The 22,818-nt window shown below is 72.4% G+C and carries 15 protein-coding genes; 8 read left to right on the top strand and 7 right to left on the bottom strand.

What is annotated here, in order from left to right; all coding sequences use genetic code 11:
• Nucleotides 1–57 precede the first annotated feature (57 nt).
• Together AB0D74_RS38260 and AB0D74_RS38255 are read left to right on the top strand one after the other, a co-directional pair.
• Nucleotides 58–1,095, top strand: a complete 1,038-nt coding sequence (locus tag AB0D74_RS38260) for a rod shape-determining protein (RefSeq protein WP_362597350.1) — start codon at nt 58–60, stop codon at nt 1,093–1,095.
• Nucleotides 1,096–1,251: 156 nt separating this feature from the next.
• Complete coding sequence (locus AB0D74_RS38255) at nt 1,252–1,812, top strand: hypothetical protein (RefSeq protein WP_362597347.1); 561 nt, start codon at nt 1,252–1,254, stop codon at nt 1,810–1,812.
• A 67-nt stretch (nt 1,813–1,879) separates the two neighbouring features.
• Here the strand turns inward: AB0D74_RS38255 and AB0D74_RS38250 are convergent, their stop codons facing one another.
• Nucleotides 1,880–2,794, bottom strand: a complete 915-nt coding sequence (locus tag AB0D74_RS38250; RefSeq protein WP_362597344.1) for a DUF4231 domain-containing protein — start codon at nt 2,792–2,794, stop codon at nt 1,880–1,882.
• A gap of 512 nt (nt 2,795–3,306) precedes the next feature.
• Between AB0D74_RS38250 and fxsB the strand changes: the two genes are divergently transcribed.
• The 4 genes from fxsB to fxsT all read left to right on the top strand — a co-directional run bounded on the left by fxsB (nt 3,307) and on the right by fxsT (nt 11,532).
• On the top strand, nt 3,307–5,415 hold the full coding sequence (gene fxsB / locus AB0D74_RS38245; RefSeq protein ID WP_362597460.1) for a radical SAM/SPASM protein FxsB, inactivated metallohydrolase extension form: 2,109 nt from the start codon (nt 3,307–3,309) through the stop codon (nt 5,413–5,415).
• Nucleotides 5,412–6,194, top strand: coding sequence for an AAC(3) family N-acetyltransferase (locus AB0D74_RS38240; RefSeq protein ID WP_362597342.1), 783 nt, complete (start codon nt 5,412–5,414; stop codon nt 6,192–6,194). The genes fxsB and AB0D74_RS38240 overlap by 4 nt, the downstream gene beginning before the upstream one ends.
• Nucleotides 6,195–6,298: 104 nt before the next feature.
• Nucleotides 6,299–7,606: a TIR-like protein FxsC gene (locus AB0D74_RS38235; protein WP_362597339.1), complete on the top strand. Its 1,308-nt coding sequence runs from the start codon at nt 6,299–6,301 to the stop codon at nt 7,604–7,606.
• Entirely contained in the window at nt 7,603–11,532 is a 3,930-nt protein-coding gene (gene fxsT, locus AB0D74_RS38230) for an FxSxx-COOH system tetratricopeptide repeat protein (RefSeq protein WP_362597336.1), read from the top strand. The genes AB0D74_RS38235 and fxsT overlap by 4 nt, the downstream gene beginning before the upstream one ends.
• A 38-nt stretch (nt 11,533–11,570) precedes the next feature.
• Here the strand turns inward: fxsT and AB0D74_RS38225 are convergent, their stop codons facing one another.
• Nucleotides 11,571–12,446 carry an alpha/beta hydrolase gene (locus AB0D74_RS38225; RefSeq protein ID WP_362597333.1) on the bottom strand — a complete coding sequence of 292 codons (876 nt, stop codon included), beginning with the start codon at nt 12,444–12,446 and terminating at the stop codon, nt 11,571–11,573.
• Between the two features lie 1,166 nt (nt 12,447–13,612).
• On the opposite strand from AB0D74_RS38225, the gene AB0D74_RS38220 reads away from it, so the two are divergent.
• Entirely contained in the window at nt 13,613–14,776 is a 1,164-nt protein-coding gene (locus AB0D74_RS38220) for a VCBS repeat-containing protein (protein ID WP_362597330.1), read from the top strand.
• Nucleotides 14,777–14,788: 12 nt separating this feature from the next.
• Here the strand turns inward: AB0D74_RS38220 and AB0D74_RS38215 are convergent, their stop codons facing one another.
• The 5 genes from AB0D74_RS38215 to AB0D74_RS38195 form a co-directional block, all read right to left on the bottom strand.
• Complete coding sequence (locus AB0D74_RS38215) at nt 14,789–16,687, bottom strand: hypothetical protein (RefSeq protein ID WP_362597327.1); 1,899 nt, start codon at nt 16,685–16,687, stop codon at nt 14,789–14,791.
• Between the two features lie 168 nt (nt 16,688–16,855).
• Complete coding sequence (locus tag AB0D74_RS38210) at nt 16,856–18,652, bottom strand: HEXXH motif domain-containing protein (RefSeq protein ID WP_362597324.1); 1,797 nt, start codon at nt 18,650–18,652, stop codon at nt 16,856–16,858.
• Between the two features lie 26 nt (nt 18,653–18,678).
• Nucleotides 18,679–18,855 (bottom strand): hypothetical protein, encoded by a 177-nt coding sequence (locus AB0D74_RS38205; RefSeq protein WP_362597321.1) that lies wholly within the window; start codon nt 18,853–18,855, stop codon nt 18,679–18,681.
• Between the two features lie 91 nt (nt 18,856–18,946).
• A complete protein-coding gene (locus AB0D74_RS38200) occupies nt 18,947–20,062 on the bottom strand; it encodes a caspase family protein (protein WP_362597318.1) in 1,116 nt (371 codons plus the stop codon).
• A complete protein-coding gene (locus AB0D74_RS38195; RefSeq protein WP_362597315.1) occupies nt 20,059–21,111 on the bottom strand; it encodes a hypothetical protein in 1,053 nt (350 codons plus the stop codon). Before AB0D74_RS38195 ends, AB0D74_RS38200 begins: the two co-directional genes overlap by 4 nt.
• A 293-nt stretch (nt 21,112–21,404) precedes the next feature.
• Between AB0D74_RS38195 and AB0D74_RS38190 the strand changes: the two genes are divergently transcribed.
• Complete coding sequence (locus tag AB0D74_RS38190; RefSeq protein ID WP_362597312.1) at nt 21,405–22,772, top strand: cation:proton antiporter; 1,368 nt, start codon at nt 21,405–21,407, stop codon at nt 22,770–22,772.
• Nucleotides 22,773–22,818: the final 46 nt, after the last annotated feature.

Genomic DNA, 22,818 nt, shown 5'->3' with positions numbered 1-22,818 from the left:
GCAGGCCGCCGTCCGGCGGTGTCACCCCACACGGCCAGCGCACCGGGAGGATCCGCCGTGACCGTCAGCCTGGAGCAGTTGCGCCGCTGCCATTTCGCCGTCGATATGGGGGCCGCCCGCACCCGGGTGTACGTGAAGGGCATGGGCCTGGTCGTCGACCAGCCTTCCGTCGCCGCGATGAACACGCGTACCGGCGCCCTGATCGCCGTCGGCGAGTTCGCGGAGAAGATGACGGGCCGTACCCCCGACTACATCCGAGTCGTCCGGCCCGTCTCCGGCGGGACCGTCGTCGACATCGAGATGGCCCAGCGCATGCTGCGCAATCTGCTGGGCGACAAGATCCGCCGTTCGCTGCGCCGCAAGCCCCGGCTGCGGGCGGCGGCCTGCACCCCGCACGACGCCGACCCGCTGACCCAGCGGGCGACCATCGAGACGCTGGTGGGGCTGGGGGCGCGACGGGTGGAGCTGGTCGACACGCTGATCGCCGCGGCGGTGGGGTGCGGGCTGCCGGTCGAGCGGCCGGAAGCGAGCATGATCCTCGTCTGCGGGGCCGCCGCGACGCAGGTCGCCGTGCTCTCCCTCGGGTCGATCGTGTGCGCCGAGCGGATGCCCGTCGGCGGGGAGGCCGTGGACAACGCGATCGTGCAGCACCTGCGGCACGAGCACGAGCTGATGCTGCCGAACCAGTCGCTGCGCCCCCTCGAACTGGCCCTGGACGGCAACGGCCTCACCCCGTACGGCCCGGCCTCCACCGAGATCCACGGGCGGGACGTGGTCACCGGGCTGGCCCGGAGCGTGCGGGTCGACACCGCCGCCGTCCGGGATGCCATCCAGACGCCCCTCATGTCCGTCCTGGACGGCATCGGCAAGGTGCTCCGGGAGTGCCCGCCCGACCTGGTCGCGGATCTGGCCGACCGGGGCATGATCATGGTGGGCGGCTCGGCGCTGCTGCCCGGCTTCGACCAGCTGCTGCGGGAGGCCACCGGTATGCCGGTGCACATCGCGGAGCGTCCGGACGTGTGCGCCGTGCAGGGCGTCGGGGCGATGCTGGAGGGCCGGATCGAGCCGCTGGTACTGGACCCGCTGGCCGCCTGAACACCCGCACCACGCCTCCCCCTCACCTCCCCTGCCCCCGTCCCGCCCGCCCGCCGCCCCTCGCCCGGCCACCCATGTGAGCCGACGCGCCCCCTGCGCGCCTTGCCGCCCCTCGATTAGGGTGGACTTACCGATGGTGACGGGAGGGGACGTTCCGTGACAGCCGATATCGCCATGTTCACCGGGTACCTCGCCGAGGCGGCCCCGGTCCCCCGCCCCGCCGTCACCCACCTCGCGGTCACCCGCGTCGGCGTGACCGGGCACCGTGCGATCCCGCCGTCCGTCCTGCCCCTCGTCCGCTCCGCCCTGCGCCGCCGGTTCAGCCGCAGCGACGTGGCATGGGAGGCCCTGAGCTGCCTCGCGGCCGGCGCCGACCAGCTGTTCGCGGACATCGCCCTGGCCCACGGCGTCCCGGTGACGGCCGTCATCCCCGGCATGGACTACGAGGCCCACCTGGGCGACGAGGCGACCCGGACCGCGTACCGCAGACTCCTGCGGTCCTGCACGGCCCGCGTCGACCTGCCGGTCCAGCCGACGCACGAGCAGGCGTACTTCGCGGCGGGCTGCTGGGTCGTGGACCACTCCGACCACCTGATCGCCGTCTGGGACGGCCGCCCGGCGCGCGGCCTCGGCGGCACCGGCGACGTGGTGGCCTACGCGCGGCGCAAGGGCGTGCCGGTGACGGTGCTGTGGGAGGCGGGGGCGCGGCGGGACTGACGGCACGGGTGCGGGGCGCGAGGAGGCGCGAGGAGGCGTGAGGAGGCGTGCGAGGGCGTCAGGCGCCTCAGCTGCCGAAGCGCACCAGCCACTCCGTGTGCGCCGGGGACATCAGGCGCTCCGTCTCCCCCACCGCTTCGGCCCAGCCCGCCTCCGTCACCGTCGTGGCCATGGCGATCCGGGCGGTCTCCAGGTCCTGTTCGATGAGGGAGTGGGCCTGCGTCAGCGGACCGTGCCGGCGTACCTCCTGCCAGGCGACGCCCGCCGCGGCGGCGGCGCTGAGCAGCCCCGCGAGGTCGGCGCCGCCGAGCAGGCCGACGGTCCGCAGCAGGGCGGCGGCGAGGGCGAACAGGGTCAGCGCCGCGGTGACGGAGGACCAGCGGGCGGCGGCGCGGTGCGCGCGGACGGCCCGGTTCTTGTACCAGACCGCCTGCTCCAGGAGCCGGTCGCGCAGGTAGAGGTCGCGGCGGGCCGCGTAGGACTTGGCCCGCTCCGCGCGCATCCGCGGGGTGATCTGCCCCTTCCCCCGCTCCCCGGGGTCGCGGGAGTCCTCCCAGCCGCATTTGCGCAGCTCGTGCAGGCGTTGCTCCAGACGCTCGGCGAACACCGCGTCCGGGTCGGCGACATGGGAGTGCAGGGGACCGCCGTGCACCATGTACTCCCAGGCCAGCGACTTGAGCAGCTCGGCGACGGCCCGGTGCGCCTGCCAGTGGGCGCGGGACCGGCGGCGCGAGGTGCTCAGGCCGAGGGCTATCGTCAGCCCGTAGAGCACAGCGGCGAGCACCGTCATGACGTGCCCCGACGCCTGTTCGGTCAGGACGGCGGCCGTGGTGGCCAGGAGCAGCAGGATCAGGTGCGTGCGCACCGCACGGAACGAGTCGCTCTGATGGCGTAACGCCCACTGGTCACTCACCTGGAACAGCGGCGGCAGGTCCTGCTCGCCCAGCGTCGTGCCCGGTACCGGAGTGGTAGCGGCCCCCATGAACGCCCCCCGAATGCCCTGCGCGCACGAAGGCTTTCGCCCGCGCACCGAAAAACCGGTCTGAGAAGTCAATGACTACGGAAACCTGCCCTATGCACAAGACGTGCGTAGGGCATTACTTGCTATATGGTCCGCGTCAGCATGACCAGACCGACCCGATCTGCACAACGTCCAGTCCCTGCCGCGGAGTTATGACCGGCATGGCCGGGACGACGACAGTGGCTTCACTCATCCGAACGGGGTTGAGAGACACCATGAAACCTTCGGTGGCGCAAGAACGACGCCCTTCCCCCACCACCGCCACTTCACGACGCACACGCCTCAAGGACATCGATCCGTACACGGCCGCCGCGGCTTGCACGGCGGGCCGTGTGACCGACCTCCCGGACAACCGCTCGGCCCGAAGCGTTTCCTTCAACTCGGCCTGCTGAGCTGGGAGGGCTGTCGTGACCCGAGGCACTCGACATGAACCAACAGGCACGGGAGAGAGCCGGTCGCCCGACAGCCCACCCCTGAGACAGCTGGTCCTCAAGATCCACAGTAGGTGTGATCTGCTCTGTGACCACTGTTACGTGTACCAGCACGCCGACCAGAGCTGGCGGTCCCGCCCGACCTTCATCCGTCCGGAGACCGTGCGCGCCGTCGCCGCCCGGCTGGCCGAGCACGTGGAGTCCCGGGCCCTCGACTCCGTCTCGGTGATCCTGCACGGCGGCGAACCGCTGCTGGTCGGCCCGGCCCGGCTGCGGGACATCTGCGCGGAACTCACCCGCGCGCTCTCCCCGCTGACCGCGCTCGACCTGCGCATGCACACCAACGCGGTCACCCTGAACCGGCGGCACCTGGACGTCTGCCGGGAGTTCGGGGTCCGGGTCAGCGTGTCGCTCGACGGCGACCGCGCCGCCAACGACCGGCACCGGCTGGACCGCAGGGGCCGCAGCAGCCACGACCGCGTGGTCCGCGGCATCCGGCTGCTCCAGGAACCCGAGTACCGTCACCTGTTCAGCGGAGTGCTGTGCACGGTGGACGTGGCCAACGACCCGGTCGCCGTGCACGACGCCCTCACCGAGCTGGCCCCGCCGCGGATCGACTACCTGCTCCCGCACTCCACCTGGGACAGCCCGCCGCCCAACCCGGCCGGGACGCCGACCCCGTACGCGGACTGGCTGCTCGCGGTCTTCGACCGCTGGGAGCGGCAGGGCCGCCCGATGCCGGTGCGGACCTTCGACTCGGTGCTCAGCACGCTGCGCGGCGGACCGCCCCTGACCGAGGCGCTCGGGCTGGCGCCCAGCGATCTCGCCGTGATCGAGACGGACGGCACCTTCGAGCAGGCCGACTGGCTGAAGACCGCCTACGCGGGCGCCCCGGAGACGGGTTACGACGTCTTCCGGCACGGTTTCGCGGAGTTCGCCGCGCACCCCGGCGTGCAGGCCCGGCAGCAGGGGGTCGACGGGCTGAGCGACACCTGCCGGAGCTGCCCGGTGGTGCGGTCCTGCGGCGGCGGCCTGTACGGGCACCGGTACAGCTCAGGGAACGGCTTCGACAACCCCAGCGTCTTCTGCGGCGACCTCCGCTCCCTGGTCGAGGGCGTCGCCGACCGGGTGACCGACCGCAGGTTCTCGCCCGCGGTCCTGGGTACGACCCACCTCTCCTGGGCCCAGCTGGAGTTGGACCGGGTGCTGCTGCGCAGGACCCAGGAGCACCTGGCGTCGGAGCCGGACTGGGCGGACGCCTGGCGGCTGCTGCTGGCCCTGGACGCCGACCCCGAGACCGCCCCACGTCTGGACGAGGTGCTCGCGCACCCCTACATGCGCACGAGCCTCCACCGCTCCCTGCACGGCCCCGCCGACACGGCCCGGTTCATGTCACTGACCTCCGCGGCGGCCCTGCGTGCGGGGATACCGGCCACGCTGTCCTGGGACCAGTCCGACACCCGGCTGCACCTGCCGACCTGGGGCACCTTCCGCCTGGCCGCCCCCGGCCGTGTCGAGGTCACTGTGGCACCCGACGGATTCCGGGTACGCGAGGACCGCAGGCCCGGTGGAAACTGGGTGCGTCTCAACGGGGTCCCCGACGCGTGCTGGCGCCCCCTCGACCGGCTCCCGGTCGAGGACGGCCCGCTGATCGACGACGCCGACCCTTACCGCGACTGCTACCCCTTCCCCGTCGCCCCGCCGCTGGAGTGCGGCGAGTTCGCCGAACGGATGGCCCGGGCCTACGAGTTGCTGGCCAAGGACGCGCCGGACGCACCGGAGGCATTCCGGCCCACCGTCCTCACCCCGCTGGCGGCGGGCAGCGGCCTGGCCCTCGGCAGCCACGGGTTCGGGGCGCTGGGCGTGGCGGTCGACGTGACCCCCGAGGAGTTCGCCCGGGAACTCCCGCGGATCGGCCGCCGGGCCCGTCTCACCGCGTTGCGCGAGACGGCCGACCTGCACCGGCCGGGCAGCCCGGCCGGCGCCCTGCTGGACAGGGCGGACGAGGAGCTGGGGCGGAGGGCGCACCAGGAGGCGGCCCGCGCGCTCACCGCCCTCACCCTGCTGCCGGAGCCCGAACTGACGGCGACCGGGGCGGTCTTGGTTGCCCGCATGTGGTCACAGTGGACAGGTACGGGCGAGGGATCATGACCGAGGTGGCACCTTCCGCGGAACTGGGCGGCTTGCTGCCCTCGTTGGGCGTCCGGCGGGGCGGGGTGCTGATGGTGCACGCCTCGCTGGGCGGCACCGGGGCCGCCCCGGAACGGGTCCGGGACGAACTGCTGGCCGCGCTCGGCCCCGCGGGCACCCTGGTCGTGCCCGCGTTCACGCCCGAGAACTCCGACACCTCCCGGGCCTACCGGCAGGCCGTCGCGGGCCTGAGCGAGGCCGAGGCGACCGCGTACCGCCGGGCGATGCCGCCGTTCGAACCGGACGCCACCGGGTGCCCGACGATGGGGGCGCTCGCCGAGTGCGTGCGGTCGTCGCCCGGTGCGGTGCGCAGCGCGCATCCGCAGACCTCCTTCGCCGGACTCGGGCCCGGGGCGGCCACGTTGCTGCGCGGGCACGCACTCCAGAACCATCTGGGCCGGCGTTCCCCGATGGCGCGGCTGTACGCCGCCGACGCCCAGATCCTGCTGCTGCGGGTCGGGTTCGAGGTGTGCAGCGCGTTCCACTACGCCGAGTACCTCATGCGTCCCAGGCCGCCCCGGCGCACGTACCGCTGCGTGGTGGACGTGCAGGGGAACTGGGTCTCGTACCAAGACCTCGCCCTGAACGACGGTGACTTCGGGGAGATCGGCTCGCGGTTGCCGCGCGAACTGCTCGCCGAAGCCGAGTGGCAGGCCAAGCCCGTGGTGTTGTGCGCACTACGGGACGTGGTCGAGCACGCGAAGATCCAGATGTCCGGATATCGCCGACCTTTGGCCTGAAAGCAGGCAACTCCAGGGTACGGCCGTCGGGCACATTGTTGGTTTGGCCGTAGGGCAACCGTCGGCGGGGCGGTCCTTTGGTCTGGCATCCGGCAGGGGGGCTTGTGGGCACAGAGGAACGCGTAGAGGTTCGAACCCCGGACAACCGGCCCTATTTCTTTCTGTCGTACGCGCACACTCCACCGTGGGGCCCGGAGAGCGGGGATCCGGACCACTGGGTACGCGTCCTGTTCAACGACCTGTGCAGCCACATCATGGCGCTCACCGACCTGCCCGCCGGGTCGCCCGCCGGCTTCATGGACCGGCAGATGCGTTCGGGTGAGGGCTGGCCCGAGAAGCTGAGCGAGAACCTCGCCACCTGCCGGGTGTTCGTGCCGCTGTTCTCGCCGCGTTACTTCTCCAGCGAGATGTGCGGCCGCGAGTGGTACGCGTTCCACGAACGGATGCTGAACGCAAGGACTACCGGGACGGCCACCGCCTCGGCGGTCGTGCCCGCTCTGTGGACACGCGTGGACATGCGCGAACTCCCCGATTCCGTACGGCATATCCATGTCGAGGACGCGTCGTCGGGCGGGCGTTACCTCAACAACGGGATCTACGGGCTGATCAAGCTCAGCCGGCTACGTGACGAGTACGACGAGACCGTGTTCGGCCTCGCCGAGCGCATCGTGCAGGCAGCCCGGGAATCCCGGCTCCCTCCCGGACGCCCCCGGGACTACGAGAGCACGCCGAGCGCCTTCAAACCGCGCGGCGCGGGACCCCGGCGCATCCGGCTGACCGTGGCCGCACCCACCCGTGACTCCGTCCCGGAGCACCGCGATGCCCAGCCCTACGGCGACGACGCGCTGGACTGGAACCCGTACCACACCGAGTCGACACGAGCGCTGTCCGCGCATGCCGAGGAACTGGTCCGCTCGCTGGACTACCGGGTGACGGTCGTCGCCCTCGACGACGAGAACCCCGGCGAGGAACCGCAGGAACCGGGGGACACCCAGCCCGGCATCCTCCTCATGGACCAGTGGGCCCTGACCGACGAAAGACACCGGAGCAGGCTGAAGACGTTCGACGCGTACGCCCGCCCGTGGGTGAACGCGATCGTGCCGCGCTGCCGGGCGGACCTGCAGAACCACGGGGAGGAAGGGCGCCGACTCGCCGAGGAACTGGAGCGGGTGATGCCGGCCGTCCTTGAGCGGGTGCGGCGCAGCGACTACCGGTACGCCGTCAACGGCGTACCCACGCTGTCGTCCTTCACGAAGGTTCTGCCCGGACTCGTCGCCTACACGACCCGGCAGTTCCTGAAGAACCAGGAGGTCCGACTGCCACCGGGCCCGTACCCACCCAGACCTCGTCTGGCGGACCCCTACCGCCCGCCCGGTCCAGGCCCGACAGACGCACCCGGAGGAGAGGCATGAACGCCTCGGTGGACGGACGCATCATCACCTTCTACTCGTACAAGGGCGGTACCGGCCGAACCATGGCGCTGGCCAACGTGGCATGGATCCTCGCCGCCAACGGCAAACGCGTCCTCGCCGTGGACTGGGATCTCGAAGCCCCGGGGCTGGACCGCTTCTTCCACCCGTTCCTGGATCCCAACGTGCTCACCGCCACCGAGGGCATTGTCAACATTCTCCAGAACTACGCCTGGGCCGCGACGGACGGAATGACCCGCACGGGGCCCTGGCATGTGGAGTTCGCGGATGTGGAGCAGCACGCCGTCTCCCTCGCCCCTGAGCGGCAGGGGCTCGCATTCGAGGACGGGGGCGCGCTCGACTTCCTCTCCGCGGGACGTCAGTTCCAGGCCTACTCGGACACGGCGTCGTTCCTGGACTGGGACAACTTCTACGACCGCCTCGGCGGTGGCATGTTCCTGGAGGCGCTGCGCGACAGCATGAAGCGGTCGTACGACTACATACTGATCGACTCGCGCACCGGGCGGTCGGACACCGCGGACATCTGCACCCTCCAGATGCCCGACGTCCTCGTCGACTGCTTCACTTTCAGCGACCAGTCCCTGGACGGCGCCGCCGACGTCGCGTACAGCGTCGGCGATGAACACCGTAAGCGGCGAATCCGGGTACTACCCGTGCCGATGCGCGTGGACGACAGCGAGATGGACAAGGTGGAGGCGGGCCGCGCGGCGGCCCGACGGAAGTTCGCCGGGCTGCCGACGGGACCGGGCGGGGAGCGGCTGAGCGCCGACGAGGTCACCGCCTATTGGAACAACATCGAGATTCCATACAAACCGTACTACTCATACGAAGAGACCCTTGCCGTCCTCGGGGACAAGAAAGGCGACCCCAAGTCGCTGTTGTCCGCCTACGAGCGGCTCACCGCGTTCGTCTCCGACGACGAGGTCACCGCGCTGCCACCGATCCCCGAACCGGTGCGGCTGCGCAGCCGGGAGGCGTTCATCCGACGCCGGCCGCAGGCCAACGGGGTGCGGGTGGAGGTCGTGTACGCGGCGGAGAACCGGATGTGGGCCGACTGGATCGAGTCGCTGCTGAAGCGGGCGGGCTGCACGGTCACACTGCACGACGTGGCCGCCGGACCATCCGAGAGCCCCGACCCCGGCACCCGGGTCCTGCTCCTGTGGTCCAAGGCCCTGTACGGTCCCCAGCACACCGGGAACCTGCCGAGCCCGTCCATCGGCGGTGACAGGCTGCCCGGATCGCTGATATCGGTACAGGTGGACGAGGTTCACCCGCCGGACTCGTACCAACACCAGGCCGACCTCGTCGAGCTGCACGGACTCGACGACACCGGCTGCGAGAGCGCGTTGCTCGGCGCGCTCGGACTGCCCGGCCAGGTGCCGGAGGGCGAACAGGCGGCGCCCCGGTTCCCCGGCCATGTACCGGACCACTGGAACGTGCCGCAGCGCAACAGCACCTTCACCGGCCGGGGGTACACCCTCGAAAGGGTGCGGGAGCAGTTGCGCAACGGCATGACCGCCGAACTGCCCCAGCACCAAGCGCTGCTCGGGATGGGCGGGGTCGGCAAGACGCAGATCGCGCTGGAGTACGTGCACCGGTTCAGCGCGGACTACGACCTGGTGTGGTGGGTGCCGGCCGAGAACATCGACAACGTGGTGTCCACGCTCGCCGAACTCGGCTCCCGGATCGGCGCGCCCGGCGGCGAGGACATGGCACTGGCCAGCAAGGAAACCGTCCGCATGCTCTCCCGGGGCATTCCCACCAAGCGATGGATCCTCGTCTTCGACAACGCCGACGACCCGGAGGGCCTCGCCGACTACATGCCGGCCACCGGCGGCGGGCACGTCCTCGTCACCTCGCGGAACCATGCGTGGTCGGACAAGGCCGAGGCGCTCCAGGTAGACGTCTTTCAGCGGCAGGAGAGCATCGACCACCTGTCCCGGCGCGCCCCGAGGCTCAGCCCGGCGGAGGCCGACCAGGTCGCGGAAGCGGTGGGCGACCTGCCGCTCGCGGTGGAGCAGGCCGGGGCCTGGCTCGCCGAGACCGCCATGCCGACGGCCGAGTACCTGAGCCGCCTCACCGAGGAGACGGCCGCGGTGATGGGGCTCAACCAGCCCGCCGACTACCCCGACACGGTCGCCGCCACCTGGAACATCTCGATCGAGCGGCTGAAGGAGCGTTCGCCCGCCGCGGTCCGGCTGCTCCAGCTGTGCGCGTTCCTGGCCGCCGAACCGATCTCCTCCGAACTGCTCTACGAGAGCGACCAGATGCTCCTCGCCCTCGACGTGCCGGAGAGCCTGCTGATCGGTCAGCTGGTACGGGAGATCGGCCAGCTCGCCCTCGCCAAGGTCGACCAGATCTCCCGCTCGATCCAGGTGCACCGGCTCGTGCAGGCGGTGATCCGCTCCCAGATGCCGGAGGAGGAGCGGCGCGCCACCCGGCACGCGGTGCACAGGATCCTCAGGGGCGCCCGTCCCAAGGGCGACGAGCCGACCGACAACCGCGAGAACTGGCCGCAGTTCGACATCATCTGGCCCCATCTGGCCGCCTCCGACCTCCGCAACTGCACCGAGTCGGAGCCGCGCCGGCTGCTCATCGACCGCGTCCGCTACCTGTGGAAGCGCGGCGAGTTCCCGCGCGCGCAACGGCTCGCCGAGGAACTCCTCGACCACTGGAAGGAGCCCCTCGGCGAGGACGACGAGCAGTACCTCTACCTGCGCTGCCAGCTCGCCAACGTGCTGCGCTCCCAAGGACTGTACGTCGAGGCGCGGGAGCTGGACGCCGACGTGCTCGACCGACAGCGCCGGCTGCTCGGCGACCGGCACCCGCACACGTTCATCACCACCTCCGGCCTCTCCAGCGACCTCGCGGCGCTGGGCGAGTACACCGAGGCGGTGGAACTGGCGAAGGAGGCGTACGACGGATTCAGCGACCTCTTCTACGAGACTCACCCGCGCGCCCTGAACGCGGCCAACAACCTCGCCCTGGCCCTGCGCATGGTCGGCAGGTACCAGGACGCCCGGCAGATCGACGACGTCACCCTCACCCGCCGCACGGAGGTGCACGGCGCCGATCACATCTACACCCTGTCGTCCGCAGAGAACCTCGGCCGCGACCTGCGCGAGGTCGGCCGGTACACCGAGTCCGTGACGGTGCTGTCCGAGGCGTACGACCAGCACAAGCGCGTGCTGGGCATGGAGTTCCCGGGCACCCTGCGGTGTGCGAAGTCGCTCGCGGTGTCGTTGCGCAGGGCGGGCCAGCTGGAGGACGCCCGGCGTCTGACCTCCGCGGCCCTGGGCCGGTACCGGGCGCAGTACACGGCCTACACCCCGGACTTCCTCGCCTGCGAGCTGAACCACGCCGCGGACCTGTTCGCGGCCGAGGACCGGGAAGGCGCGCGTGACGTCGCCCAGCAGGTGCTCGCCGAGTACGCGAGGAAGCCGGGCGAGACCCACCCCTATACCCAGGCCGCGATGAACAACCTCGCTGTCTACCACTGGGGCTGCGGTGACCAGGAGCAGGCCGAGCAGGTGTTCCTGAAGGTGCTGGACCGCATGACCCAGGCACTCGGCGCCCACCACCCGCACACTCAGTTCTGCTCCGCCAACTACGCGATCGTGCTCGCCGAGACCGGCCGGCCGGAAGAGGCCTGGGAGCGGGAGCAGCGCTGTGCCGACGTGCTGAGTGCCGGCCTCGGCGCCCAGCATCCCGAAACGCTGGCTGTCATCAGCAACAGCGCCCTCACTCTGGCCGCCCTCGGTCGCTTGGACGAGGCCCGCACGACGCGCGAAACAGCCCTCAGAATGCTGAAGGGGCTGCGCCATCAACTCGGCGAGAGCAACGGCATCACCCGCTTCGCGCAGGAGGAGCGCAGGGTGTACCGGGACCTGGAGCCGCTCGCCGTGTGAGTGCACGCGGCGGACGGCACTCCGCAGGTCTCGCGCCGTCAGCCCCTCGGCGTGCCTGCCAGCAGCCAGTCCAGCACGCCGGGCAGCGCGCGCAGCGACGCGAAGTGGGCGGCCTTCGGCTCCAGCACCGCCTTGGCCCGTGGAATGCGTGCGGCCAGCCACGAGAAGTGGGAGGCGGGCGAGAACCTGTCCTTCGCCCCGTGCCACAGCAGCACCGGCAACCCGATGTGCGCAGGGTCGAAGCCCCACGGGCTGGTCAGGGCGAACGCGTCGTCGATCCAGCCGTACGGCGAGCGCAGCGCCTCGCGGTAGTTGCGCAGCAGCATCGACCAGGTACCGCTGTCCGAGACGATCTGCCGATCCTCCTCGGTCAGGTCCGAGCGCAGGTCCTCCAGCATCCGCGCCGGGTCGCGGCGGATGACCGCCGAGCGCGGGATGATCCGGGCCGCGTACCGCTCCGGATCGGCGATGGCCGTACGGAACTCCTGGACGTTGAACGGCGCCATCCCGGCGAACCAGTCGAGCCCTTCGGCGTCCCGCGGCGCGAGTCCCACCAAGGCCGCCGCACGCGTCACTCTGTCCGGCAACAGGGCCGCGCAGGCGAGGGCGTGCGGTCCGCCGCCGGAACGGCCGGCCACCGCGAACCGGCCCACGTCGAGGGCGTCCGCCACGGCCGCCACGTCGTCCACGGCATCCGCCACTCGTCGGCCTGGCCTGCGGTCCGAACCGCCGTATCCCGGGCGGTCGAAGCTGATGAGTCTGACCCCCCGCTGGCGGAGCAGCACGGGCTGGGGCCGCGGGCCCACCAGGCTGCCGGGCGTGCCGTGCAGGAGGAACACCGCCCGCCCTCGGGGATCGCCCGAGACTTCCACCCTCAGCCGCCGCCCGCTCGCCACCCGAACCTGGTCAAGCACTGCCGCGCCCTCCTCTGTGCCCGTGGCCGGGACCACGTTGACGACATGTGCCCACAGCGCCGCACCGCGAAACGAACGCCCAGGTCACCGGGCTGATGCAGGACTCGCCTGGCGGTAATGGCGCCTTGGCCGAGTGCGGCCGACCCGCCGCTCAGCGCGCGAACCGACACCGCACCGTCGTCCCCCTCCGCCCCGGTGTGCACGCGGACCAGGGTCGGCGAGGTGGCCCTTGTCGCGACCTGCGCACACCACGCCGCCGTTCTCGGCCGATACCGCGAGCGTGCCCGGCCCTGCGCCGTGCGCCACGCTGCTGGTGGCCAGTTAGGCAACCGCCGACGTCAGGTCGGCAAACCGCCCGCCGGTCAGGACGAGCCGGGCGGCCTCGGCGGTGACGAGGTGCCGGGCCTCGGAGAGGGAACGCGGCTCGAAGCCGACCGGCGGGACCGCGTCGGGCGGCGATGGCAGGGGCTCGTTGTGGCGGGCGAGGACGCCGCGGGGCCTGGGCGTGGCCGAACTGGTCGGGCCTGCCGCACAACGGAGTGGGTGGCGTCGGCGTCCAGCGCGGGCCGGACGAAGGGCACCGTCCCGGCCAGGCGCTCGTCCTCGTCGCGGTAGGACAGCGCGGGGTGGGCGAAGGGGCCGGGCGCGCCGGTCATGACGCCGCAGCCGCATGCCGTACCGGCTCCGGGATGGTCACGGTGCCGGCCTTCCTGCCGCCGGCTCACACACGTGGCCCGTGGCCGCCGGGCAAACGGGGCCACGGGCGCGGGGCGCGGATCCGGCCGGTGCGTACTCCCCCCGCCCGGACGCCCGCTCTAGTACGGCAGGATGCGCCCGGAAGGCGTCCTGCGGTCGATCTCCTGCCCGCGGGGAGCGGGCCGACGAACAACGCGTACGCGGATCCGACCGTCCATGACGCCCTCCTCTTGCCGAGCCCTGACCGGTGCCTGCTGTCCGGTAGGAGGGCTCTGCCCCGCGCATGGCGGGTCCAAGCCTGGTGCGGGGCAGGAAAGTTGCCGGGGGCATGCGGACCGGGGCGGGACGGGGGCCGTGGCACCCCGCGAAACCACGGTCCCGTGACACGTGAATCACAGGCGGTCCCCGTAGGTTCCGGTGCCCATGACAGACACCTCCTCCGCCTCTCACGGAAGGACATCCCTCCGGTCATGAGCAAGCACAGGAACCACCGGGCCGCGCGTGTCGTGGCCTTCGGGGCCGCCGGTGCCCTGACGGTCGCCGCGGGCGTCACCGCCGTGGCCTCGGCGAGCCAGTCGGCCACGACGACGGCCACCACCTGCTCCTTCACCCGGTCCGCCACCTCGGCGAGCACCGGCGACAACCCCCGGCACGTGGTGACCGGCGACCTCGACGGCGACGGGAAGGCCGACGTGGTCGCCGCGGACAACGACGCCGACACGGTCTCCGTCCTGCTGGGCAACGGGGACGGCACCTTCGGCACCGCCACGGACTACGCCGTGGGCGACAAGCCGTACCAGTCCGTCATCGCCGACTTCGACGCCGACGGCAACCCGGACATCGCCACCGCCGACTTCGACGGCGGCACGGTGAGCGTCCTGCTCGGCAACGGGGACGGCACCTTCGGGACGGCCACCCGGTACACGGTCGGCTCGGGCGCCCGTTCGCTGGTCGCCGGGGACGTCGACGGGGACGGCGACCTGGACATCGCGGTGGCCGAGGAGTCGGCCGGGCGGGTCAACCTGCTGCTGGGCGACGGTGAAGGTGCGTTCACCGTGTCCTCGCAGACGGTCACCGTGACCCGGCCGCACGGCCTCGTCCTCACCGACTTCGACGGCGACGGCAACCTGGACGTCGCCACCGCGAGCGTCGCCACCGCGGGCGGGATCAGCGTGGCCCTCGGCAACGGCGACGGGACCTTCGGGGACGTCACCGACTACAGCAGCGTGGCCCGGCTCTACTCCCTCACGCAGGGCGACTTCGACGGGGACGGCACCACCGACCTCGCCACCGTCAGCAACGGCTCCGACACCCTGGAGATCTACGCCGGGAACGGCGACGGCACCTTCCAGGACCCCGTCGACTACACCACGTCCGCCCTGCCGGTCGCCGTCAACTCGGCCGACGTCAACGGCGACGACATCCCGGACGTCCTGGTCTCGTCGCTGAACGGCAACTCGGTCAGCGTCTACACCGGCACCTCGGGCGGCTCGCTCACCGAGATGACCGAGCTGTCGGCGGACGGGGCGTACGAGGCGGCCGGCGCCGACGTGACGTCCGACGGCACCCAGGACCTGGTGGTGGCGAGCAGCAGCGACGACGCGGTGGACGTCTTCACCGGCTCGTGCGGCTGATCCCCCGGGCCTTCAGGTCACGGTCAGGGTGATCGCCCCGCTGTAGTCCCCGCCCGGCTCGATGGCGGCCGGCTCCCCGTCGACCGTCATCGAGACCGTGCTCCCGGCGGGCGCGGTCACCGCCGAGTCCGCCGAGAGCGTCAGCCGGCTGAGGTACGACGTCCCGGTGACCGTCCACGCCGATCCCGCGGTGAGCGTGACCAGCACCCCGTTGTTGACGACCGGCCGCGCGGTGTTGGTGACATGGCCGAGCTGGGCGTACTCGGCGGCGGTGATGGTGTCGATGGCGTGCCGCGAGGCGGAGGCCGACAGCACGCCCGTGACGGCCGACGCGTCGAAGCCCAGCACCATGTTCCGGCCGGTGCGCATGGCGTTGTAGAAGTCGCCGGTGAGGGCGATGGCGGTGAAGGCGGCGGCGGTGTCGGTGTCGTGGGCGGTGGAGACGTCCCAGGTGCCGTCCTTCGCCGGGTCGTCGGTGGGCTCGGTGTAGACGCCGTCGTTGGAGCCCGGGTTGTCGGTCTCCATCACCTGGAGGACGACGCCGTTGCCGGGGGTGAGGGCGGCGCCCTGCGAGCCGTCCACGGTGATGGTGGCCCGTACCGCCTTGTCGAGGAAGGTGGTCGCGGCGGTGGTGAGCAGCGTCCCGCCGCTGATGTGCAGGGTCCCCGCCCCGTGCCACATCACCCCGAACTGCCGGGAGGTGACGGTGGTGCTCTGCTCGGGAAGGGCGGCCAGCTCTGCTTCGGTCAGGCCTAGTTCGAGGTCGGTGTTGAGCTGGGCGACGTCCGCGCGGGTGCTGTCGCCGTAGTACAGCGTGCTGTTGGAGGCGCCGACGACGGTGGCGTACGTGCCGACGTCGAGGGTGCAGCCGAGGATCCGCTCCGTGACGTCTCCGTCGGCGAAGGTGCCGTAGCCCTCGTCGCCGAGGTTGCTGATGGCGCAGTTGACGGCGGTGGCCTGTGCGCCCGAGACGGAGTCGGTGGAGAAGGCGCCCCAGGTCTCGGAGGCGATGGTGGAGTTGAGGTAGGTGGCCCTGGTGCCGGTGCCGATGACGTTGGTGGCGCGGACGTTGCCGGAGATGCCGAGCCGCCAGGGCACGACGAGCATGTTCGCGCCGCCGCCGAAGACGTAGTCGGCGGGCAGGGTGCCGTTCAGGCACTGGATGGCGGAGTTCTTGACGACGACGTCGGCGCCGTCCTCGGCGACCAGCCCGCTGCGTACGACCCCCTTGTTGGTGACGGTGACGCCGTCCAGGACCAGCCGGGTCCCGGACCCGGTCCCGACGACGGCCGCCCCGTCCCCGACGAAGTCGCACCGGCCGTTGCCGGTGAAGCCGATCGCGGTGTCCGTGATCGCGTACGAGGCGCCTTCCGCGACGTAGCAGCCGTCGAAGGCCTCGCCGGTGGAGGTGACGCTCACCCCGTCGGCAGCCGCGTCGGTGACCGTGCCGCCGACCAGCGCGGAGGTGACGGACCTGGCCGCGACGATCCCGTCCGCGCCGACGTACAGCGCCTGGCGGAGCGGGAAGGTGACGCCGGCGAAGGTCGCCGGGTTCTGCTCGGCGACCGTGAGCACGAGGTCGCCGGTGTAGGTCCCCGGGGCGATCGTGGTGTCCGTGGCGAGCGTGGCGGTCAGCACGGAGCCGGTCTCCACTCCGTCCACGGTCAGGGTGAGGCCGTACCCGTCGGGCGCGGCGAGCGTGCCGCCCTCGGCGAGGGTGAGGGAGGCGAGGGCGGTGGTCGCGTCCACCACGTATGTCTCGCCGGCTCCCACGGTGATCGCACCACCGGCGTCCGCCGCCCGCGCGGTCCCCGGGAGCGCCGCCGAACCGGCCCCCACGGTCGCCAGCGCCACCAGGGCCCGCACCCGGTCCCGCATCGACGGCTCGTACCCCTTGCTGCGTGCTGCCATGAACGACTCCTCCGCGGTCACGGACATGCCTGTGGACGGTTCCGGATCGCGGTGCAGTCTGCTCCCACTGCCGTCAGACTGTCGACACTTGGGCCGTATTCTAAGAAAAGAAGGTCCGTAAATGCGCCAGTGTCGACACTGCACTCAGAGGCTCAGGCGCTCAGGGGCTCAGGCGTTCAGGCCGGCGGCCAGCCAGCGGGCGACGTCGCGCGGGTCCGCGGTGGTGCCGGTCAGGCGGAGTTCGCGGTGCACCGCGCGGGGCAGTTCGGGGCGGTGCAGCAGCGGGCGGCTGCCGAGGGCGAGGAGCAGGCCGGTCCACGCGTCGGCGTCCTCGGGGTCGCCCGCCAGCAGGCGGGCGTAGGCGCCGGAGGCCGCGGGGTCCCCGGCGACCAGGGCACGGTCGGCGGCGGACGGTGCGGGCCAGTCGCCGGCGTCCGGCACGGCGAGGCGCTGCCGGATCAGCCCGGCGCGGGCCTGGGACCAGGGCGCGACGGGATCGGGGACGACGGTGGACCCGGCGACGGGCCCGTGCACCGCGGCACCGGCGGTGAAGGCCCTGGCCAGGGCACGGACGTCGTCCGGGGCCGGGGCCAGGTGCCGGATCCGCCAGCCCGTGCGGTGGTCGGTGGCCGTGGACTCGGCCAGCGCGGCGGTCTCCGGCCGGATCCGGGCATCCGACCACCAGGCCGGCAGCCGCGCGGCCATGCCCCGCAGGAAACGGCGGCCGTGCGCGGTCAGGGCGGGGTCGGCGCACAGGGTGTCGACCGCCTCCTGGGTCTGCCGGCGGCGCAGGGCGAACTCGAACTCCGCCAGCGGGCGCCCGGCCGGCGGCACGTGGTCCAGGTACCTGCACCAGAAGTCGGTGATGCCCAGGAAGGCGTAGGCGCCCTGGAGCAGGCCGCTGAGCGGGCGCGGGTCGTTGCGCCAGGGGGCGTAGTGCCGCTCGGCCCCGCTGTCCCGTTCCAGGGTCAGCAGGTGGAGCAGCGCGCCCAGTTTGGTGTGCTGGAACTCGTGGACCAGGGTGACCGCGAAGCTGACCGGGTCCGGGGGCAGCGAGGAGAGCAGACCGCCGAAGGCGTCGCCGGAGGAGGCGCTGAGGACGGCCCAGGCCGGTGCCCCGCGCACCTCCGCGATGGTGCGCAGCCCCTCGGCCAGCGCGCCCGCCGTGGCCGGGTCGCCGGCCGCGAGCAGGTCCAGCGCGCGGCCGAACCGCTCCCGCCAGCGGCCCAGTTCGTCCTTGCCGAGGCGCCGCGGGGGCAGCGGTTCGCTCAGGTCCCGGTAGGGGTCGATGTCGTCCAGCCAGACGGCCACCGGCCGTCCGGCCACGTCGGCCCGCAGGCTGCGCAGCCCCTGCCAGCCGGGGGCGTCGCCGTCCGGGGCCGCGGGCGGCTCGGGCGGGCCCACCCCGGCGCCGTGGGGGTCGACCCACAGCCGTCCCGCAGCCACCGCCACCTCCGCCGTCCCCCACCGCGGGCGGTCCGGCAGCCGGGCCAGCCCGAGGGCGGGGAACATCACGGCACCGTCCCGCAGCGGCACGGTGGTGCGCAGCGGCAGCCCGGCGCGCAGCGCGGCGACCGCGCACAGCGCGTGCAGATGACCGAGGTCGGTCCAGAGCGGCCCGTCACCCCAGGCGGTGTGCCTGAGCCGGCGCAGGCTGTGCCCGAGCCAGATGCCGATCTGCGGGTGCAGCAGCAACCGCCCGAACTCCTCGGGGGCGCGCTGCTGAGCCGCCGCCAGGGTGTCCCACACGGTGTCCACGGGCGGCAGCGGACCCAGCGCGCCCGAGGTCGTGGCGATGGTGTCCAGCAGGGCCCGCAGCAGCAGGAGCCGCCTGCTGTACTCGGTCCGCCACAGGAAGCGGACCGTCTCCGGACCGCCCCGGCCCGCCGCGAGTTCGTCGAAGTACGCCGACGGAATGACGTGGTGATCGGCACGGGCGGATGCGGAGCCTCCGTCGGTCTGCACGTGTGTCCTTCCGTCCGTCGGGACCGTCAGTCGGCCCGTCCGGGCGGTCCGTCACCGAAGTTGATCCGTAGCCGTTCGACCTGGCGGAGCAGCCGGTCCAGTGCACGCGCGTAGACGTCCGGGTTGCGGGACCGGAGGTCGAGGAGCGCGGTGTCGCCGAGATCGGGCAGTTCGGATCGCACGGAGTCCGCGGACGTGTTCATGTGCCATCCCCCTGAGAACGTCCTCCCGTTGGTTTCATGATGACGCATGGGCCGGAAGCCGGGAAGGCCGTGATCAGGCCGGTCACCCCGGTCACCCGGGTGACACGGGCGGCAGCCGGCGGGCCGCCCAGTCCGTCAGCTCGTCCTGCGCCAGCGAGCCCGGTTCGAGTACGCCGAGCGCCTCGACGAGGGCGGCCAGGCCGCCCCGGCGGAGCCGGCAGGTGCGCACGATGCTGATGATGTCGGGCCGGGCCGCGCCCAGCCGGGGTATGGCACCGGCCAGGTCGGAGGGGAGCATGCCGACGACGAGCTGGCGCTGGTGGTAGTCGGCCAGGGCGGGCCAGCCGGCCAGCAGCGCGATGAGTTCGGACAGGGCCGCGTCCGGCACGGGTTCCGCCGGGTGACGGGTGGCGGGGAAGTCGTAGCGGCGTTCGTCGCCGGCCCCGGACCGGTACCGGAGCGAGGTGGGCCGCTGCCCTCCGCCGGTGAAGCGTGCGATCACGGTCCGGGCGATCGCGTCCATGTCCGGTGGCCAGTTCTCGTCGCCCGCGGCCTCCAGTTCGGCCAGCACGGCCCGGGAGAACGCCCCGGTCCGCAGCACGGGGTCGTTGGCCGCCCGCTGTCCCGGTCCCGAGGCCAGCAGCACGAACTGGTCCCGGCCGGGCAACCGGTCGCCGCGGGAGGGGAGTTCGCCGGGCAGTGAGCGGGCGAAGCCCAGCTCCTCGACGAAGGTCTGACAGGAGTCGACCAGCCAGATCTGGCGCCGGAATCCGGGCAGGGCGTCGGTGGTGAGGGTGGTCAGCCAGGCGTCCAGGTCGAGGTTGCGTTTGTCGTCGGCCGTGGCGTCGGCGTAGAAGAGCCTGCGGTGTCCCTGCGGGTCGTTGACCCCGTGGCCGCCCCAGACGACGAACAGCAGGTCGCCCTCCAGCGCGGGCAGCCGCCGGGTCAGCACCTCCTGCACGGCCTCCCGCCCGGCGGGACCGGCGGGCACGTCCGTCCCGGGGCCGCCCGTCCCGGCGCCGCTCTTCTCGGGCAGGGCGGACAGCAGCAGGGAGATGTGGGCCGCGGGGACGCCACGGCCGCGCAGCCAGGCGGTGAAGCGGCGGGCGTCGGCGGCGGGGCCCGGCAGGTCCCAGGACGGTCCGGCGGCATAGCGTTCCACGCCGACGACGACGGCGTGGGTGCGGTCGGGGCGGGCGGCGGTCACGGCAGCTCCTCGGCCAGCATCCGGTACAGCCCGGGGTTGCCCCAGTAGGCGCTGTGGGAGAGCGGGAAGGGCTGGCGGCTGTCGAGGGCGATGTCCAGGACCCGGCCGGGGAAGACGCCGGCGCCGAGGTAGCTGAGCAGGTCCCGCCGGTCGTAGACGTTCAGCCAGCGCGGTACGTGGGCGGGCAGCGGGCGGCCGGGCTCCAGGCTGGGCAGGGCGCCCAGTTCGTACAGGAACGGCGCCTGCGAGCCGACGGTCACCAGCAACTCGACCTGCGGCAGCGGTCGCAGCACCAGCAGGTCGAGCGCGGCGATGCCGCCGAGGCTGTGGGCGAGCAGCACCACCGGCGGCTCGGCCGCGAGCACCGCCTGCGCCACGGCCTCGCGGACCGGGCCGCCGCGGGCCAGGTAGAGCAGTACGTCACCGGCGGCCGGGTGGGCCGCGTCGGTGAGCGCCGAACGCCGTCTGACCGCCTGGGCGGAGGCCAGTCCGAGGGCGAGCCGTCCGGTCAGCCGCCTGATCCGCCGGGTCACCGGGCCGCGGTGGGTGCCGGGCCCGTCCGCGGCGGCCCCGGGGAGCAGGGCGGCGATCCGGGCGACCGCCTCGTCGCGGGCGGTGCCGTCGAAGGCCGCGGCCGGGCCCTGCCGGCCGGTCCGGCGGCGCACCGCCTCGGCCACGAAGGCCCGGGCCAGTTCGGCCGTCCCTGCGCCCTCGGCCGGGGCGCGCAGGAAGCGGCGGCAGTCGTCGGCGGTCAGCACGGCGGCCACGGCGGCGGCGAAGTCCTCCGCGATCCCCGCCGCGTCCAGGAGCCCGCGCAGCCGGTCGTCCGCGGTGAGCGCCGGGGCCGCCGCGGCGAGGGCCTCGCCCGGCGGGCGGGTGCCCGGTGCCGACTCGGTCCGCCCGGCGGTCTCCGCGGTGAGCAGACGGAGTTCGAGCAGCGGGTCCAGATAAAGAAGTCCCCAGAATTCGACGTCCTCGTCGAAGTCCGCCTCCGCTGCGCCGGGGGCGCCCGCGTTCGGCAATTCACGCCCCGTCCCGTACCCCGGCACGGAAATACCGTTCGAATGCAGCACCGATCCGGCAGTTCCCCCCCAATAACAGGAAGATATACGGACTTCGGGCCGTAACGGCCGTAATCCTTGTCGTACGACTTCCACGGTGGCGCTGAATCCCGGCTCGCGCACACCGGTGCCATGTACGAATAAGACCGTCGTCACCGGCCACCCCCGCTCCTGGACGGCATATTCCAAGCGCAGCAAGAATAGGTCAGTTGCCCCGACAGCGGCTACACTGCGTGTGAACAACGCAACAGAGTGCGGCACTTGCCAAAGGGGGATGACCGGTGAGCATCGACTCCATCGTCACTCACGTCGTCGCAGCTCTCGCAGTGGTGATCACGGTCTCCTCGGTCCTGGGCGCGGCAGCCCGCAGGCTCCGCCAACCCCCCGTCATCGGGCAGTTATTCGCCGGTATCGCCCTCGGTCCCAGCCTGCTGGGCCTGGCCCCCGGAGGAGCGTACGAAACCCTCTTCCCGGACCAGATCAAGCCAATTCTGACTTCGGTGGCCCAGGTCGCCCTTGTGCTCTTCCTCTTCGCGGTCGGCTATGAACTCGACCTCGGCCAGCTGCGCAATCGCAGCGCGGTGACCGCCGTCTCGCTGAGCGGGTTCGCGATTCCCATGCTCATCGGGGCCGGCGTCGTTCTGCTGTATCCCGGAGGTTTCCGTTCCGCGAACGGCGGGCATCCGGTCGACGCGACTTTCATCCTGTATATGGCGGTCGCCCTGTCCATCACGGCGGTCCCCGTGCTGGCCAGCATCATCAGGGACCAGGGACTGGCCGGCACCAGGCCCGCCACCATCGCGATGGCAGCCGCCGGTGTCATCGACGCGTTGAGCTGGCCGGTTCTCGCCGTCGCCCTGCTCGGCGGCGAGGACGGCTCACTGGGGTCCTGGACCCTCAAGGTGGCGCTGCTGGCGGCCTATGTGCTGGTGATGTTCGTCGTCGTGCGGCCGGTGCTGAAGTGGTGGATGAGCCGGCCCGGCGCGCTGATGACCAATCACGTCCCCGTCGCCGCCGCCCTGGCGCTGGCCTCGGCCTGGGCGACCAGTGCGCTCGGACTGCATGTGATCTTCGGGGCGCTGGTGGCCGGCATCATCATGCCCCGCCAGGCCGACGGCGCGCCCGACAGCCAGGTGCTGCGTCCGCTCCAGGAGACCGGCGGCCTGCTGCTGCCGGTGTTCTTCACGATCTCCGGGATGTCGGTCCAGCTGCGCGGGCTGCACGCCTCCGACCTGCTGCTCCTGCTGGTGATATGCGCCGCCGCGGTGGTGGGCAAGGTGTCCGCCGGCGCCCTGTCGGCCCGGGGCGCCGCCCGGCTGCCCTGGCGGGACTCGATGCTGATCGGCGTGCTGCTCAACACCCGGGGACTCACCGAACTCATCGTGCTCAACGTGGGGTTGCAGGCCGGGGTGATCGGTCCCCGGCTGTACGCGCTCCTGGTGGTGATGGCACTGATCACCACGGCCGCTGCCGGGCCGCTGATCGGCCCGCTGCACCGCCCTTCCAAGCACGCCGGAACCGACGCCGACACGGGCCCCGCGACGGGCGCCGGGACGGACGCGGGCACGAACGCGGGCACGGATGCCGGACGGACCCCGGACAGCGGGCAACCCCCCGCCGTGGACGCCGAGCCGACGCCTCAGCCGTAGCGGGCCTGAGCCGTAGCTCGGCCCACTCGGTTGACACGCCGACGCC

The sequence above is a fragment of the Streptomyces sp. NPDC048278 genome, assembly GCF_040652195.1.
Classification (GTDB): domain Bacteria; phylum Actinomycetota; class Actinomycetes; order Streptomycetales; family Streptomycetaceae; genus Streptomyces.
The sequence above is the reverse complement of the archived record's forward strand: the minus strand, read 5'-3'. Positions and strand labels throughout refer to the sequence as shown.